We start from the raw sequence: 15926 nt of genomic DNA on the forward strand, positions 1-15926 counted from the left end.
CCCTGGCATGGCTGCGCGTGTTCGAGGGAATAAGCCTTCCAGGTCGGCGTCCGAACCACGGACGCCGGATCTCAGCGGGCGGCTCGGGGCCGTCCGCCCGGGAGGCCCTTTGCACCAGGACGACCGTATGCCGATGGGTACGGACGACGACTTGGAGGGCCGGTTCTCGGCCCGCGCACGGGGGCCGTTGACCGGTCCTGCACCCTCCGTCGCTCCCCGACCTCATCCGAGGGGGTACGTCCTTCCGTGGTGACCAGCAACAAGCGCCAGCCCGACCGGCGCACCTATGTTCTCGACACCAGCGTCCTGCTGGCCGATCCGAACGCCATGACCCGATTCGACGAACACGAAGTGGTCCTTCCTGTCGTCGTGGTCACGGAGTTGGAGGCCAAGAGGCACCATCCGGAGCTGGGGTACTTCGCCCGGCAGGCCCTGCGCCTGCTCGACGACTACCGCATCCGCTTCGGACGCCTCGACGCCCCGATCCCCACCGGGGAGCTGGGTGGCACGCTGCGCGTCGAGCTCAACCACTCCGACCCCAGCGTCCTGCCCTCGGGTTACCGCCTGGGCGACAACGATTCGCGCATCCTCGCGGTCGCGCGCAATCTGCAGGCCGAGGGATACGACGTCACCGTCGTGTCGAAGGACCTGCCGCTCAGGATCAAGGCCTCGTCGGTCGGTCTCCTCGCCGAGGAGTACCGCGCCGAACTGGCCATCACGGACTCCGGCTGGACCGGAATGTCCGAACTGACCCTCCCCGCCGAGCAGGTCGACCTGCTTTTCGACGAGGACAGCGTGTACGTACCGGAGGCCGCCGAGCTTCCCGTGCACACCGGGCTGACGATCCACTCCGAGCGCGGCAAGGCCCTCGGCCGTGTCACGCCGGAGGGCAACGTCCGCCTGGTGCGCGGCGACCGGGAGGCGTTCGGCCTCAAGGGACGCAGCGCCGAACAGCGGATCGCGCTCGATCTGCTCCTCGATCCGGACGTCGGCATCATCTCGATGGGCGGCCGGGCCGGCACCGGAAAGTCCGCGCTCGCGCTCTGCGCGGGCCTCGAAGCGGTGCTGGAGCGACGCCAGCACCAGAAGGTGATGGTCTTCCGTCCGCTGTACGCGGTGGGCGGGCAGGAGCTCGGCTATCTGCCGGGCAGCGAGGCCGAGAAGATGGGGCCGTGGGCGCAGGCCGTCTTCGACACCCTGTCGTCCGTCACGTCGCGCGAGGTGATCGAGGAGGTCACCGCGCGCGGGATGCTGGAGGTACTGCCCCTCACGCACATCCGCGGGCGTTCGCTGCACGACGCGTTCGTGATCGTGGACGAGGCCCAATCCCTGGAACGGAACGTTCTGTTGACCGTTCTGTCCCGAATCGGGGCGAACTCGCGTGTCGTCCTCACTCATGACGTCGCCCAGCGGGACAACCTCCGGGTCGGCCGCTACGACGGTGTCGTCGCGGTCGTCGAGAAGCTGAAGGGTCATCCGCTGTTCGCGCACGTCACGCTCACGCGGTCGGAGCGGTCGCAGATCGCGGCCCTGGTGACCGAAATGCTGGAGGACGGCCAAATCTAGGCCGTTTCACCCGAATTGGCGCCGTTCGGCAAAGCGAGAGAGCTTAGCCGGACGGCGTCTTTCTGCGTGCTCGTTTCCTCAAATCCCTTGGGGCAAACGGGGTGTGACGTATCCCACGCAACACAGAATTGCCTTGCGACGTCCGCATACGGCAGAGTCACGGTCCTGTCAGGCCCCGCATACGACACTTGTGTCCCCTCAGCGGACATGCACCACCGCAGCCCCGGCTGCATCTGAACTTCATAGAGGTCGTCGTATGCCGCCCGAGCACCACGCGGCGCTCTCCCAGCGGGAGTTGCCCACCGGGCCCGTGCCTCCCGTGACCCGTCAGTTGGGAGGCCAGTGCCAGGGGCACGATTGCGTCCGCGAGGGTCACACCACAGCGGGCGATGCTGGAAGGAAACCGTGTGAGCCGGATCTCGGTCCGGGGATTCGCAGTGGCTTCGGCCACCGCGGTCACCACCGTCGGAGCCGTCGTGGGTGTTGCCTCGGGCAGCACCGCTCAGCCCTCGAACGAGGCTGAGGCCACGGCAGGCGACGCGACCCTCCTCGCCGACATACCCGCCGGTCAGCAGGCGCAGGTTCAGACCGCGTCGCTGACCCAGCAGGCACAGACGCAGGCCATCGCGGCCGACAATGCGGCTCAGAAGTCCGCGGAGGAAGCGGCCCGTAAGAAGGCCGCCGAGGACGCGATCGCCAAGCAGAAGGACGCGCAGGCGGCCAAGGAGAAGGCCGAGAAGGAGGCCAAGGAGCGCGAAGAGGCGAAGAAGGAAGCCGCGAGCCGCTCCGCGACGCGCGACGCCTCCAGCTTCTCGACGCAGTCCTCGTACTCCGTCTCGCAGATCCAGGCGATGGCGCGCCAGATGGTGCCGTCCGGTCAGTTCCAGTGCTTCAGCAACATCGTGGACCACGAGTCCAGCTGGAACTACAAAGCGGTCAACGCCTCCTCCGGTGCGTACGGTCTCTTCCAGGCACTTCCCGCCTCCAAGTACTCCACGGCGGGCGCCGACTGGCAGACGAACCCGGCCACTCAGATCAAGTGGGGCCTCAACTACATGGACAGCCGCTACGGCAGCCCGTGCGAGGCCTGGTCCTTCTGGCAGGCCAACCACTGGTACTGAGCCGGGACCGGCTCAACCCCGCGAAGCCCCTCACCGTCCTACGGTGGGGGGCTTCCGCCGCTTCTCGATGTACGGTCTAGTCCACGGCTCCGGGGGGAGTGGTGAGTGCGCACGGGGGAACGAAGAGGACGGATCATGTCGCGAGTTCCAGGCTGGCTCGGCCGAGTCGGAGCCGGAATCAGCAAGGTCGGTGAGCGCCTTGAGGAGCGCCGCGCGGAGGACGAGAAGTCCGACGACGTGGCATCCGACCGAGGGGCCGGACCGGTGTCGCCGGACGACGCCTACGAGCAGGTGCCCGCGCCTCCCGCGTACGCGCCGAACGTGGCACCCCGGCCCGAACCGGTCGCCGCCGTGCCCTGGGGACTTCGGGTCGCCGCCGAGGCGGCCTGGCGCCTGCTCGTCCTCGCCGGCACGGTCTGGGTCCTGATGAAGGTCATCAGCTCGGTGCAGCTGGTGGTGTTCGCGTTCGTCGCGGCACTGCTCATCACCGCGCTGCTCCAGCCGACGGTGGCCCGGCTGCGCCGCCGCGGTGTGCCCCGGGGACTGGCGACGGCACTGACGGCCATCCTCGGCTTCGTCATCATGGGGCTCGTCGGCTGGTTCGTCGTCTGGCAGGTCCAGGAGAACATCGACAACCTCTCCGACCAGGTCCAGGACGGCATCGACGAGCTGCGGAAGTGGCTCCTCAACAGCCCGTTCCATGTGACCGAGGGTCAGATCAACGACATCGCGAAGTCGCTGCGCGACGCGATCGGCGCCAACACGGACGAGATCACGTCGGCGGGCCTCGAAGGCGTGACGGTCATCGTCGAGGCGATGACGGGCATCCTCCTCACGATGTTCTCGACGCTCTTCCTGCTCTACGACGGCCGGCGCATCTGGGAGTGGACGCTCAAGCTCGTCCCGGCGCAGGCCAGGCCCGGGATCGCGGGGGCCGGCCCGAGGGCGTGGCGGACGCTGACGGCGTACGTGCGCGGGACGGTGATAGTCGCGTTGATCGACGCCATCTTCATCGGGCTCGGGATCTTCTTCCTCGGCGTTCCGATGGCCGTGCCCCTGGCCGTCTTCATCTTCCTGTTCGCGTTCATCCCGCTGGTCGGCGCGGTGGTCTCCGGCGCGCTCGCCGTCGTCGTCGCGCTGGTGACCCAGGGCGTCTTCGCGGCGGTGATGGTGCTCGCCGTCGTGCTCGCCGTGCAGCAGATCGAGGGGCACATCCTCCAGCCCTTCATCCTCGGCCGCGCGGTGCGGGTGCATCCGCTGGCCGTCGTGCTGTCCGTCGCCGCGGGCGGGATGGTGTCGGGGATCGGCGGGGCCGTGGTGGCGGTGCCGCTCGTCGCCGTGACCAACACGGTGGTGGTCTATCTGCGGGCCTGGTCGCGGGAGGCGTCGCTGCGGCAGGCGCCCGCGCCGCGCGGTGCGACCGCCGTGGACCTCGCGCCCGTCGAACCGCCGACCGACCGGGCCGACCCGACCGACCGCCTGTAGGGCCGCGCGCGCCCGCAGAACGCAGAAGTCCGGCCCCGTCGCACGAGCGACGGGGCCGGACTTCTGCTCACGTGCTTACGCCAGGGCATCCTCGGCGTCGACCGTGACGGCGACGGCCTGGATGACGGACGCGATCTTGAACGCCTCCTGGACGACGTCGCGGTCGACGCCGGCCTTGCGGAGCACCTGCTCGTGCGAGTCGAGGCACATTCCGCAGCCGTTGATCGCGGAGACCGCGAACGACCAGAGCTCGAAGTCGACCTTGTCGACGCCCGGGTTGCCGATGACGTTCATCCGCAGGCCCGCGCGCATCGTCCCGTACTCCTCGTCGGAGAGCAGGTGACGCGTGCGGTAGAAGACGTTGTTCATCGACATGATCGCGGCGGCCGACTTGGCGGCCTTGAAGGCCTCCGGCGACAGGTTCGCCTCGGCCTCCGGCGCCAGCTCGCGCAGGACGCGCGGCGAGCGGGAGGCGATGGCGGTCGCGAGGACGGTGCCCCACAGCTGCTGCGCCGGCAGGTCGGAGTTGCCGATGACCGAGCCCAGGTTGAGCTTCAGGTCCTTGGCGTAGTCCGGTATGGCGGACTTCAGTTCGTCGAGTGCCATGTCAGAGGGCTCCGTTCACTCGCCGGAGAGCAGCGCGACCGGGTCCAGGGTCTCGTCGCCCTTGCTCCAGTTGCACGGGCAGAGCTCGTCCGTCTGGAGCGCGTCGAGGACCCGGAGGACCTCCTTGGGGTTACGGCCGACGGAACCGGCGGTCACCATCGTGAACTGGATCTCGTTGTTCTGGTCGACGATGAAGACGGCGCGCTGCGCGAAGCCGTCCTCGCCCTCGATGCCGAGGTCACGCATGAGCTCGTGCTTCGAGTCGGCCAGCATCGGGAAGGGCAGGTCCGTCAGGTCCGGGTGGTCCTTGCGCCAGGCGTGGTGCACGAACTCGGAGTCACCGGAGAAGCCGAGGACCTGGGCGTCACGGTCGGCGAACTCGTCGTTCAGCTTGCCGAAGGCGGCGATCTCGGTGGGGCACACGAAGGTGAAGTCCTTGGGCCACGCGAAGACGATCTTCCACTTGCCCTCGTAGGTCTTGTGGTTGATCTGCTCGAACTCCTTGCCCTTCTCCAGCGAGACACAGGCAGTCAGGTCGAACTCGGGGAACTTGTCACCGACAGTGAGCACACGCACTCCTTGCAGCTTGGAAACGTCCCCTTTTGGGGGGCCTTTCCGTGGGTTGGACTGCTGTTGATCGTGGCACAGGGTGCATTGATTACGGAAATAGCTAGACTCGGTCGTGTTGATCGGAGGTGGCTATCAGTGGCCGTACAGAGTGGAAAGCCCGCGGGTGGGCGGCGCAGGCAGCCGAGCCTGGCGCAGCTGCGGGCGTTCGCCGCGGTCGCGGAGCATCTGCATTTCAGGGACGCGGCGGCCGCGATCGGCATGAGCCAGCCCGCCCTGTCCGGGGCCGTGTCGGCCCTGGAGGAGACGCTCGGGGTGACCCTTGTCGAGCGTACGACGCGCAAAGTACTGCTCTCGCCCGCCGGAGCCCGGATCGCGGTGCGGGCCAAGGCCGTGCTCGGCGAGGTCGGCGCGCTCATGGAGGAGGCCGAGGCGGTGCGCGCGCCGTTCACGGGCGCGCTGCGGCTCGGGGTGATCCCGACCGTCGCGCCGTACCTGCTGCCGACCGTGCTGCGGCTGGTCCACGACACGTACCCCGATCTGGATCTCCAGGTGCACGAGGAGCAGACCTCGTCGCTGATCGACGGGCTCGCTGCCGGGCGGCTCGATCTGCTGCTGCTCGCGGTGCCGCTCGGGGTCCCGGGCGTCGTCGAACTCCCGCTGTTCGACGAGGACTTCGTGCTCGTCACGCCGCTCGACCACTGGCTCGGCGGCCGGGAGGGGATCCCGCGCGAGGCGCTGCGCGAGCTGGATCTGCTGCTCCTCGACGAGGGGCACTGCCTGCGCGACCAGGCGCTCGACATCTGCCGCGAGGCGGGGCGCGACGGCGTCGACGTGACGACGACCGCTGCCGGGCTCTCGACGCTGGTGCAGCTCGTCGCGGGCGGCCTCGGGTGCACGCTGCTGCCCCGTACGGCCCTGCGCGTCGAGACGGCCCGCAGCTCCCAGCTGCTCACCGGCGCCTTCGCCGAGCCCGCGCCCTCGCGCCGGGTCGCCCTCGCCATGCGGGCCGGTGCCGCGCGGGCCACGGAGTACGAGGAACTGGCCGAGGCGCTGCGCGAGGCGCTGCGGCCGCTGCCCGTGCGAGTGCTTCCGGCTGGGGTGCCAGCCACCTGACAAGCGGTCAAATATGCCCGGGACACTGCCAGTTGTGCCGCGCGATGGAACAACTCGCGTCAGGTAGGGGCAGGTAGGAAATGAGCCACGAAGCCGTGCGTCACGGCTGATACAACATCCCCCTTGAGTGCGACGCATCAGGCGTCAGTACGAAAAGCCGGGGGGTGCGATGGCGGGAATGCGATGGGACGGTTGGGGGCCTCTCGGGCAGGCCGGCTGTGATCTGCTGGCCCAGACCCTGATCGCCTGTGGGCACGAGGAGTTCACCGGCCGGGTGCGGGTGGCGGGCAGCCCCGGCGGCACCCTGCACCTGCGGAGCGGCCTGGTCGTCGCCGTGGAGAGCCCCGGCGCCCCCGGGCCCGAGACGCTGCTCCTGCGCTCCGGCCGGGTGAGCGACGAGCAGTGGACCGCACTGGTGCGGGAGGCCGACGGATCGCCCTGGCCGGCCGCCGGACTGGTCGCGCACGGGTACGTCGGGGCCGCGCAACTGCGGGTGATCTGCCTGCTGGCGATGCGGGACGCGGCGTTCGGGATCATCGCGGGGAGGTGGCGGACTGCGAGCGCGCCGACGCGGCCGCGCCCGCCGCCGTGACGCCGGTCGGTGAGGTGCCCGGACGGCTGCTCCAGGACGCGGCACGCCGCGTCCTCGCGATCGGCGAACTCCCGTACCCCGTGAGCCCCGACCGCGAGCGCCCCGCACCCGCGCCCGGCGCCGACCGGGCCGCCGGGCTCACCGCCCCGCGGCGCGAACTGCTCACGCACGCCGACGGCCGCCGCACCGCCCGCGATCTGGCCTTCCGCACCGGACGCGGCGTCTACGCCGTCACGGTCGAGGTCGCCCGGATGCTCGCCGAAGGACTCCTGGAGTGCGCACCGGCGTCCGCACCGGTCCGGCTGCCCGGCGTGCGGCCCGGGATGGTGCGGCGGCGGCTGCGGGCCCTGCCCGCGCCCCTGGAGGAACCGGACGACCTGCCGCGCCGCAGCCCCGGCGCCAGTGGCATCAACGAGATCCTCAACGCCCATCCCAGCCAGGCGAGTTGAATCCGGCGTCGACCGCCGCTCCCCGCCCATTCCTGTCCGTTCCGATCACGACAGTCCATCAAACAGTGACGATCAGATGCGCTGCGCATCTGGGGGGTTGAACTCATGGACCACAACGCTCTCGCGCAGGAGATGCGCGACCTGCGCGAGCAGGTGACCGGCATCACCGACACGGCGGTCGCGGCGGCGGACGGGCTGCTCATCGCGGCCGACACCGCCGACGCCATCGACCAGGAGGGCCTCGCCGCCGTCGCCGCGGCCGGACTCGGCCTCGCCCGGCGCACCGCCGAACTCACGGCCCGCGGCTCGCTGCGCCGGACCGTGACGTACGGCAGCCGGGGCTGCGCCGCCTTCTACGCGGTCGGCGACACCGCCCTGATGGTCGTCCTCGGCGACGAGGGCCTGGACGTGGAACGCCTGCACGCGGCGACCCGCCCCGCCCTCGACCGGATCGAGTCGATCCTCGCCGCCAAGACCCCGGAAGGGGTGTGACCGCATGGCCGCGAAGCGATTGAACGCCAGCTTCTCCGACCAGGTCGTGAGCATGGTCAAGAGCCTGCGCACGGAAGCCCCCGAGTGCGTCGCCGCCGGTGTCGTCGACATGTCCACCGGCATGCTCCTGGCCTACGAGACCGTCGACAACCACCCCGCCGAAGTCCTCGACCTGCTGGCCGGTGCGACCCTGGACCTGTTCCAGGGCCGCACCGTCCTGATGATCGAGGACGTCTGGAAGGAGCGGCGCGGCCAGGAGCACGAGAACCACTTCTTCCAGGAGATCCTCGTCAACAGCGACAACATCACCCATCTGTTCGTGCGCCTGACCGAGCAGCAGGACATCGTCGCCGTGACGGTGTGCCGCAAGTCGGTGAACGTGGGCATGCTGGTCGCCCAAGTACGCCGAGTCGTCCGGGAGTACAGCCTCTGACCCGCGATCCGTGAGCCGGCCGGGGGTGCCCGCGCTACTCCGTGCGCAGGCCCTCCGGCCGCATCAGGCGGTACAGCGGCGGCAGGCTCAGCAGGGTGACCACCACGATCGCCGCCGCGCCCACGCCCACCAGCGGCAGGAACAGGAACCAGTCGGTGACCGGCTTGTGGATCATGCGGAGCATCAGCGCCCCGAGACCCAGGCCGCCCGTGACGGCCAGCGCCATGCCGAGGACGACCGGGATCGCCGTCTGCCACAGCACCGACCAGGCCAGCGTCGAGCGGCGGGTCCCGTAGGCGACGAGGACCGACAACAGGCGCCTGCGCTCCCGCAGTTGCTCGATCTGCGAGACCAGCATCGAGGCCGCGATCAGCGTCATCGTCAGCGCCGCCGCGGTGAACAGGCCCGAGCGGACGCTCTCGTACTGCCGGTTCCGCTCGACCGACCGGTACGTCCACACCCGCATCCCCGGGTCGATCCTGTAGGCGGCGGTGCGCGCGTGTTCGACGGCGTCCGGCACGCTCTCGTCGATCTGGATCTGCGCGGACGTCGACGCGTTGTGCAGGGACTCCGCGTCGAAGGCGCCCGGCGTGGCCAGGATGCCGCCGAAGCGGGCGCCCCCCGGGTCGCGCCGGGAGTCGACGGTGCGGGTGTCCGCCGGGATCGTCCAGCGGACCGCCTTCGGGGCGCCGGGGTCGTAGTCGCTCGCGTCGTCGATGGCGAGCCGGGAGCCCGGTCGGCCGTACTTCTCCAACTGGCCGTCGCTGTACGCGTCGTGGGATCCCGTCACCCGGAACACGTCGCCGTCCGCGCAGGAGGGCAGCTTCGCCAGCTCGCGCAGCGCGGTGCAGGTGCCGACGGAGAACGAGAGGGTCGGGACGGCGCCGTCGGCGTCCGGTTTCACGCCCGCCGGGTTCGCCCAGCTGTCGACGGTGCCGATGACCTTCTTGACGCCCTTGGCCGCACTGAACTCGTCGACCATCCGCTGCGCCAGCCTGCCACTCGGGAAGTCGGCCATGGCACCCATCTGGGCCCGCTTGGGGTCCTCGCCGGTCGTCTTCTCGAAGTCGTCGTTGATGCCGACGGTGAACATCTGGAGGGCGATGCCGCCCGCGACCGCGATGGTGATCCCGGCGACCGCGCGGCTCGCGCCGCTGCTGCTCAACTGGAGCCTGCGCGCGGCCAGATGCCACGGCACCGGGCCGCCCCGCAGCCGTCGTACGACCGCCTCGACCAGCCACGGCAGCACCAGGACCAGGCCGATCAGGGTGAGCGTGATGCCCGCCGCGATGTGCACGACGCCGAGTGTGTCCACCGTGGAGACGGGGCCCGCCGTGAGCAGCAGCAGTGTTCCGGCGACCGGCACCGGCAGCCGCCACCACAGGCGGCGGGCCCGGGTGCGGGCGCTGCGCACGACGCCCAGCGGCTCGATCGCCACCGAGCGCAGCGCGAGCAGGGTGACGACGATCGCCGCGAGCGGCACCGCGACGAGGATCAGCGCGGCGAGGGCGGGCACCGGCGAGAAGTCGGCCGGGAACGCCGCGAGCCGCCAGATCTCCACGAAGCCGAACATCTGCCGTCCGGCCAGGAAGAAGACGATGCCGAGCGCCAGGCCGATCAGCGTGCCGAACAGGGCCTCGCCCGCCGCCATACGGCGCGTCATCCGGATGTCCGCGCCGACCAGGCGCAGCGCGGCGAGCCGCTTGTCGCGCCGCTCACCGCCGAACCGTACGGCCGTCGCGATGAAGATGGCGACCGGGACGAGGAGGACGACGCAGGCCAGCACGACCATCAGGACGAGGACCGGGTCGAGCGGCTCCGACGGGTCGTGGTGCCCGAAGCGGTCGATGCGGTAGGCGCCGTGCTCGGTGTCGAGGGTGTCGCTGCCCGCGTACAGGTAGAGGTCGAAGGGGTCGCCCAGGCCCGCGTCGCCGATCGTGCCCACGACGCGGTAGTCGTAGCGCTCCTTGAGGAGTTGGCCCTCGGGGGAGTCGAGCAGGTCCTTCAGGGCGGGGGAGACCACCATCTCGCCGGGCCCGGGGAGATGGTCGACGCCGGGCGGCAGCGGCGGGTGCGCGCCGTCGGGGCGCAGCAGAAAGCCGCCGACCCTGCCGTCCCGGTACTCGGACGAGGCGTCCAGGTACAGCAGGGTCCGGTCGCCGGGCTCCAGGTGGGTGGTGGCGTCGCTCATGCCGACCTGGCGGGCGTTCAGGCGGACGTCACGCTCGTTCAGGAACGTCGGGACGGAGGCCGCGCCGAGCAGCAGGGCCACACCGAGCCCGACGCCGATCGCGGTGAGCAGCGTACGGACCCAGCCCTCGCGGCCGCCCGACGCGGCGAAGCGCAGGCCGAGGCCGAGGTCGCGCAGGCGGCCCCCGAGACCGGGTGGGGCGCCGGCGTCGGCGGCCCGTGCGGGCCGCTCGTCGAGCAGGGTCATCGGGCGAACTCCATGTCGCGGGAGCGGCCGTCGCGCACGACGACCTCGCGGTCGGAGTAGGCGGCGACCCGGGCCTCGTGGGTGACCAGGACGACGGCGGCGTTCGCGCCGCGCGCGGCCTCGGTGAGCAGTTCCATGACGCGCTCGCCGTTGAGCGAGTCGAGGGCGCCGGTCGGCTCGTCGGCGAAGAGCACGCGCGGGTTCGTGACCAGCGAGCGGGCGACGGCGACGCGCTGTCCCTGGCCGCCGGATATCTCACCGGGCCGCTTGGCCGCCAGGTCGTCGACCTCCAGGCGCTCCAGCTGTGCCGCGGCCCGGCGCTCGGCCTCCTTGCGCTTGACGCCGTTCAGCCGGAGCGGCAGCGCGACGTTCTCCAGGCAGGTCAGCTCCGGTACGAGCTGGCCGAACTGGAAGACGAAGCCGAACTCGCCGCGGCGCAGCGCGCTGCGCTCCGCGTCGGAGAGCGCGGCCAGGTCGCGGCCGCCGTACACGACCGTGCCGGAGTCGGGCGTGACGATCCCCGCGAGGCAGTGCAGCAGGGTCGACTTGCCCGAGCCCGAGGGGCCCATCACGGCGACGACCTCACCCGGGTGCACGGAGAAGGAGGCGCCGTCGAGCGCGGGTGTGGGCCCGTACGCCTTGTGGAGATCGGTCGCGGTGAGCAGGGAGCCGGGGGGTGGCGTTGCGGTGCTCATGAGGGGCGGACCTCCGCGGCGAGCTTGTCGAGGCGCGCGGTGGTCAGTTCCAGCCAGCGCAGGTCGGCTTCGAGGTGGAAGAGGGCGTGGTCGCAGATCAGCTGGTCGGCGAGGTCGCCCTTGCGCTTGCGGTCGGTGAGCGTGCGCATCAGCCGCAGGTGCTCGGAGCGCTGCGCGTCGAGCAGCTCGGCGGCGTCGCGCTCGGTCAGCAGGGCGAGGACGACCTTCGTGTAGAGCGTCGACTGGAGGTACGGCTCCGGCTTCTCCGGCGTCGCGAGCCACTGCCGTACGTCGGTGACGCCGGCTTCGGTGATCGCGTACCGCTTGCGCTCGGGGCCGCCGCCGGCCTCGATCCCGTCGACCTCGACGAGGCCGTTCTTCAGGAGGCGGGACATGGTCGAGTAGACCTGTCCGTAGTGCAGCGGCTTGTCGTGCCCGAACGTCTCGTCGAAGGTGCGCTTGAGGTCGTATCCGTGCCGGGGTCCGGATTCCAGGAGCCCGAGGAGGGTGTGGCCGATGGACATGACGGTGACTGTACACCGTGTGTATACCCGGGGTGTATACGCCGCGTTCCCCGCCCCCGTCAGGGGTGCGGGGAACGCTGACGACCAGCCCCGCTCACCCGTCGGACGCCGGTCCCGCCGGTCCCGCCGGGCCCTCCGGACTCTTGGGCGGCCGCCCTCGTCGGGGGATGGGCCCCGCCGAGCCGGGCAGCCGTCCGGACTCCGCGAGGGCACGCCTGAGCAGGAACTCGATCTGCGCGTTCGCGGAGCGCAGCTCGTCCCCGGCCCAGCGGGCCAGCGCCTCGTACACCGCGGGGTCGAGCCGCAGCAGCACCTGTTTGCGCGCCGGAGGCGGTGGTGGCGTCACTGGTAGAGCGTCCCGGTGTTGAGGACCGGCTGCGCGGCACGGTCACCGCAGAGCACGACCAGCAGGTTGGAGACCATCGCCGCCTTGCGCTCCTCGTCCAGCGCCACGAAGTCCTGCTCCGTGATGCGGGCGAGCGCGTCCTCGACCATGCCGACCGCGCCGTCCACGATCAGCCGGCGGGCGGCGACCACGGCCCCGGCCTGCTGGCGCTGGAGCATCGCCGAGGCGATCTCGGGCGCGTACGCGAGGTGCGTGAAGCGGGACTCGATGATCTGGACGCCGGCCGCCTCGACGCGCGCGTGCAGTTCGACGGCGAGCTTCTCGGTGATCTCCTCGGCGTTGCCGCGCAGCGACAGGCCGCCCTCGTCGTGCGCGTCGTAGGGGTACTCGATGGCGATGTGGCGTACGGCCGCCTCGGTCTGGGTCGAGACGAACTCCAGGAAGTCGTCGACCTCGAAGCTGGCCTGCGCGGTGTCCTCGACCTTCCACACCACGACCGCGGCGAGCTCGATCGGGTTGCCGTAGGCGTCGTTCACCTTCAGCACGGCCGTCTCGTGGTTGCGCACGCGCGTCGAGATCTTCGTACGGGACGTGAGCGGGTTGACCCAGCGCAGGCCGTCCGTGCGGATCGTGCCCCGGTAGCGCCCGAAGAGCTGGACGACGCGGGCCTCGCCCGGCGCCACCATGTTCAGGCCGCACATGGCGAAGAACGCCGCGATCGCGATCACGACGCCGACGATGATCAGCGCCGCCTTGGCCCCCGCCGACGTGCTCGCCGCGCCGATCGCGATCAGGCCGGCCCCCACGAGCAGGCCGACGAGCCCGAGCAGCAGGGCGAGTCCACCGCCGATGCTGTGCGCCGCGACCTCGCGCACCCGGGCTTTGGGCATCTGCGGTACGTCGGGAGTGGCGGATGTGGCGTCCGTCTCGGACATGGCGGTCCCCGTCTCTCTGAGCTGTGGGTTCGCGAAACGTGTGACGCGAACCGATCTATCAAAGTGATAGCACATTATGCCCGACGGCAACCATCCGCACGTCCCGATCGTCGGTTCCCATGGGGTAGGTGCTGATTGTCACGTCCTGAAATGACCGGATCAGCAGGGTTTTGACATAAGTGACGGTGTTAGCTTCATGAGCTGATTCAGCACGGAAGACGCAGAAGACGACCACGTACCCACGCGTACACAAACCGGTACCCGAACGAGATGCGGAGCAACTGAGGTCATGGGCCGAGCCGATGCGAGGAAAGCGCAGAAGCGCGCGTCGCGGCCTTCGGGCATACGCCGCTTCTTCTCCTGGAAGAAGCTCCTGGGTGCGTTCTTCGGGCTCGTGCTGCTGTGCATGGGCGCGTTCGTGGTGCTGTACCTGGTGATCGACATACCCGAGGGCAACCCGGACGCCGAGAAGCAGAGCAACATCTTCCAGTACAGCGACGGCTCGACCATGGCCCGCACGGGCACGGTCAACCGGGAGCTGGTGGACCTGGCCGAGGTGCCCAAGGACGTCCAGCGGACGTTCGTCGCCGCCGAGAACAAGTCGTTCTACAGCGACCAGGGCATCGACCTGAAGGGCACCGCCCGCGGCATGCTCAACACGGTCACCGGCAAGGGCAAGCAGGGTGGCTCGACGATCACCCAGCAGTACGTGAAGAACTACTACCTCACGCAGGACCAGACCGTCTCGCGCAAGCTGAAGGAACTGGTCATCTCGCTGAAGGTGGACCAGAAGAAGTCCAAGGACGACATCCTCGCCGGGTACATCAACACCAGCTACTACGGCCGCGGCGCCTGGGGCATCCAGGCCGCCGCCCACGCGTACTACGACAAGGACGCCTCGAAGCTGACGGTGGAGGAGGGCGCCTACCTCGCCGCGCTGCTCCAGGCCCCCAGCCAGTACGACTGGGCCAACGCCTCGGACACCGGCAAGAGGCTCGTCACGGCGCGCTGGAACTACGTCCTGGACAACATGGTCGACAAGCACTGGCTCAGCGCGAGCGCCCGCCAGGCCATGACGAAGTTCCCCAAGCCGATGCAGCCGAAGGCCGCCGCGGGCCTCGAAGGCCAGGAGGGGTACCTCTACACGGCCGCCAAGGCCGAGGTGATGAAGGACCTGAACCTCACGGACGACCAGTTCGAGGCCGGCGGCTACACCATCACCCTGAACGTCGACCGCAAGAAGCAGAAGCAGCTGGAGAAGTCGGTCAAGGAGCAGCTGACCGACCACCTCGACCCCAAGAGCAAGAAGGCCGACGCGCGCGTGCAGGCCGGCGCCGTCTCCGTCGACCCGAAGACCGGCAGGGTGCTCGCGATGTACGGCGGCGCGGGGCTCAGCGAGCACTACGTCAACAACGCCACCCGCGACGACTACCAGCCCGCCTCCACCTTCAAGCCGCTGATCCTCGCGGCGGCCCTGGAGAACAACGCCAAGACGCAGAACGGCTCGTCGATCAAGGCGAGCACGATCTACGACGGCACCAACAAGCGGCCGGTCGTCAACGACGGCCAGAAGGTCGGCTTCGCCCCGCCGAACGAGGACGACCGCAGCTACGGCCCGGTCACCGTGCAGACCGCCATGAACAAGTCCATCAACTCCGTCTTCGCGCAGATGGGCGCCGACGTCGGCATGCAGCAGGTGATGGACACGGCCGAGAAGCTCGGCATGGACAAGGACGACCTCAAGCCGTACGCGGCCCAGACTCTCGGCACCATGGGCGCCAGCCCGATGGAGATGGCCGGCGTCTACGCCACCCTCGACAACCACGGCAAGGAAGTCACCCCGCAGATCGTGAAGTCGGTGACCGTCAAGGGCGAGAAGGTCGCGCTGCCGGACGCCGTCGGCGACCAGGTCATCAGCCGCGGCGCCGCCGACTCGGTCACCTCGGTCCTGACCGGTGTGGTCGACGACGGTACGGCGAAGGCGTCGGTGCGCGACAACCCGGCGCGCGACGGCCAGCAGGTCGCGGGCAAGACCGGTACCTCCGACGACAACAAGTCGGCCTGGTTCACCGGGTACACACCGGACCTGGTCACCTCGGTCGGCCTGTTCGGCGAGGGTGCGCTGAAGACGTCGGAGGCGGGCGCGCATGTCTCCATGAAGGGCGCCGGCGGCCTGCCGCGCGTCGACGGCGGCAGCTTCCCGGCCCGGATCTGGGCGCAGTACACCTTCAACTCGTCGAGCTCCAACAGCACGTTCGACCTCGACACCGACATGGGTGCGGGCGTCGAGCCGACCACGACGGCGCCGGTCACGCCGACGCAGGAGCCGTCCACCCCGTCGTCGCCGACGCAGGAGCCGTCCACGGAGCCGCCGTCGACCACGACGTCGCCGACCGAGGAGCCGACCACCGAGCCGCCGACGGACGAGCCGACCGAGCCGACCACGGACCCGACCGACACCGGGGATCCGACCGGCGGGATCACGCTGGACCCGGTCGATCCACAGGACAACAACGGCAACGGCAACGGCAGGAACTGAGCAGGCACGCCGAAGGGGCGCCG

16 protein-coding genes are annotated in these 15926 nt (G+C 70.1%); 9 read left to right on the plus strand and 7 right to left on the minus strand.

Annotated elements, in window-relative coordinates:
• Positions 1-246 precede the first annotated feature (246 nt).
• The 3 genes from V2W30_RS25320 to V2W30_RS25330 all read left to right on the plus strand — a co-directional run bounded on the left by V2W30_RS25320 (position 247) and on the right by V2W30_RS25330 (position 4172).
• Entirely contained in the window at positions 247-1566 is a 1320-nt protein-coding gene (locus tag V2W30_RS25320) for a PhoH family protein (protein WP_338700024.1), read from the plus strand.
• 389 nt (positions 1567-1955) lie between these two features.
• Positions 1956-2687 carry a lytic transglycosylase domain-containing protein gene (locus V2W30_RS25325; RefSeq protein ID WP_338700026.1) on the plus strand — a complete coding sequence of 244 codons (732 nt, stop codon included), beginning with the start codon at positions 1956-1958 and terminating at the stop codon, positions 2685-2687.
• A 135-nt stretch (positions 2688-2822) separates the two neighbouring features.
• A complete protein-coding gene (locus V2W30_RS25330) occupies positions 2823-4172 on the plus strand; it encodes an AI-2E family transporter (RefSeq protein ID WP_338700028.1) in 1350 nt (449 codons plus the stop codon).
• A gap of 75 nt (positions 4173-4247) precedes the next feature.
• On the opposite strand, the gene V2W30_RS25335 is transcribed toward V2W30_RS25330, so the two are convergent.
• Both V2W30_RS25335 and V2W30_RS25340 read right to left on the minus strand, forming a co-directional pair.
• Positions 4248-4778, minus strand: coding sequence for an alkyl hydroperoxide reductase (locus tag V2W30_RS25335; RefSeq protein ID WP_338700030.1), 531 nt, complete (start codon positions 4776-4778; stop codon positions 4248-4250).
• Between the two features lie 15 nt (positions 4779-4793).
• Entirely contained in the window at positions 4794-5348 is a 555-nt protein-coding gene (locus tag V2W30_RS25340) for a peroxiredoxin (protein WP_016641682.1), read from the minus strand.
• A 135-nt stretch (positions 5349-5483) separates the two neighbouring features.
• Here V2W30_RS25340 and V2W30_RS25345 point away from each other — a divergent pair, with 135 nt between their 5' ends.
• The 5 genes from V2W30_RS25345 (at position 5484) to V2W30_RS25365 (ending at position 8427) form a co-directional block, all read left to right on the plus strand.
• Positions 5484-6461, plus strand: a complete 978-nt coding sequence (locus V2W30_RS25345) for a LysR substrate-binding domain-containing protein (RefSeq protein ID WP_338700036.1) — start codon at positions 5484-5486, stop codon at positions 6459-6461.
• A gap of 169 nt (positions 6462-6630) precedes the next feature.
• Entirely contained in the window at positions 6631-7053 is a 423-nt protein-coding gene (locus tag V2W30_RS25350; RefSeq protein WP_338700038.1) for a hypothetical protein, read from the plus strand.
• On the plus strand, positions 7008-7502 hold the full coding sequence (locus V2W30_RS25355; protein WP_338700040.1) for a hypothetical protein: 495 nt from the start codon (positions 7008-7010) through the stop codon (positions 7500-7502). The genes V2W30_RS25350 and V2W30_RS25355 overlap by 46 nt, the downstream gene beginning before the upstream one ends.
• 105 nt (positions 7503-7607) lie before the next feature.
• Positions 7608-7994 carry a roadblock/LC7 domain-containing protein gene (locus tag V2W30_RS25360; protein ID WP_338700042.1) on the plus strand — a complete coding sequence of 129 codons (387 nt, stop codon included), beginning with the start codon at positions 7608-7610 and terminating at the stop codon, positions 7992-7994.
• A 4-nt stretch (positions 7995-7998) separates the two neighbouring features.
• The gene (locus V2W30_RS25365) at positions 7999-8427 is read left to right on the plus strand and encodes a hypothetical protein (RefSeq protein ID WP_338700044.1); all 429 of its coding nucleotides are present in this window, start codon (positions 7999-8001) and stop codon (positions 8425-8427) included.
• 34 nt (positions 8428-8461) lie between these two features.
• Here V2W30_RS25365 and V2W30_RS25370 read toward each other — a convergent pair whose 3' ends face one another.
• The 5 genes from V2W30_RS25370 to V2W30_RS25390 all read right to left on the minus strand — a co-directional run bounded on the left by V2W30_RS25370 (position 8462) and on the right by V2W30_RS25390 (position 13364).
• The gene (locus V2W30_RS25370; protein ID WP_338700046.1) at positions 8462-10864 is read right to left on the minus strand and encodes an FtsX-like permease family protein; all 2403 of its coding nucleotides are present in this window, start codon (positions 10862-10864) and stop codon (positions 8462-8464) included.
• Positions 10861-11559 (minus strand): ABC transporter ATP-binding protein, encoded by a 699-nt coding sequence (locus V2W30_RS25375; protein WP_338700048.1) that lies wholly within the window; start codon positions 11557-11559, stop codon positions 10861-10863. Before V2W30_RS25375 ends, V2W30_RS25370 begins: the two co-directional genes overlap by 4 nt.
• Positions 11556-12083: a PadR family transcriptional regulator gene (locus V2W30_RS25380; RefSeq protein ID WP_338700049.1), complete on the minus strand. Its 528-nt coding sequence runs from the start codon at positions 12081-12083 to the stop codon at positions 11556-11558. The genes V2W30_RS25375 and V2W30_RS25380 overlap by 4 nt, the downstream gene beginning before the upstream one ends.
• A gap of 94 nt (positions 12084-12177) precedes the next feature.
• Positions 12178-12429: a hypothetical protein gene (locus V2W30_RS25385; RefSeq protein ID WP_338700050.1), complete on the minus strand. Its 252-nt coding sequence runs from the start codon at positions 12427-12429 to the stop codon at positions 12178-12180.
• Positions 12426-13364, minus strand: a complete 939-nt coding sequence (locus V2W30_RS25390; protein WP_338700052.1) for an SPFH domain-containing protein — start codon at positions 13362-13364, stop codon at positions 12426-12428. Before V2W30_RS25390 ends, V2W30_RS25385 begins: the two co-directional genes overlap by 4 nt.
• Positions 13365-13653: 289 nt before the next feature.
• Between V2W30_RS25390 and V2W30_RS25395 the strand changes: the two genes are divergently transcribed.
• Positions 13654-15903: a transglycosylase domain-containing protein gene (locus tag V2W30_RS25395; protein WP_338700053.1), complete on the plus strand. Its 2250-nt coding sequence runs from the start codon at positions 13654-13656 to the stop codon at positions 15901-15903.
• Positions 15904-15926: the final 23 nt, after the last annotated feature.

Origin of the sequence: Streptomyces sp. Q6, assembly GCF_036967205.1 — a bacterium.
GTDB lineage: Bacteria > Actinomycetota > Actinomycetes > Streptomycetales > Streptomycetaceae > Streptomyces > Streptomyces citrinus.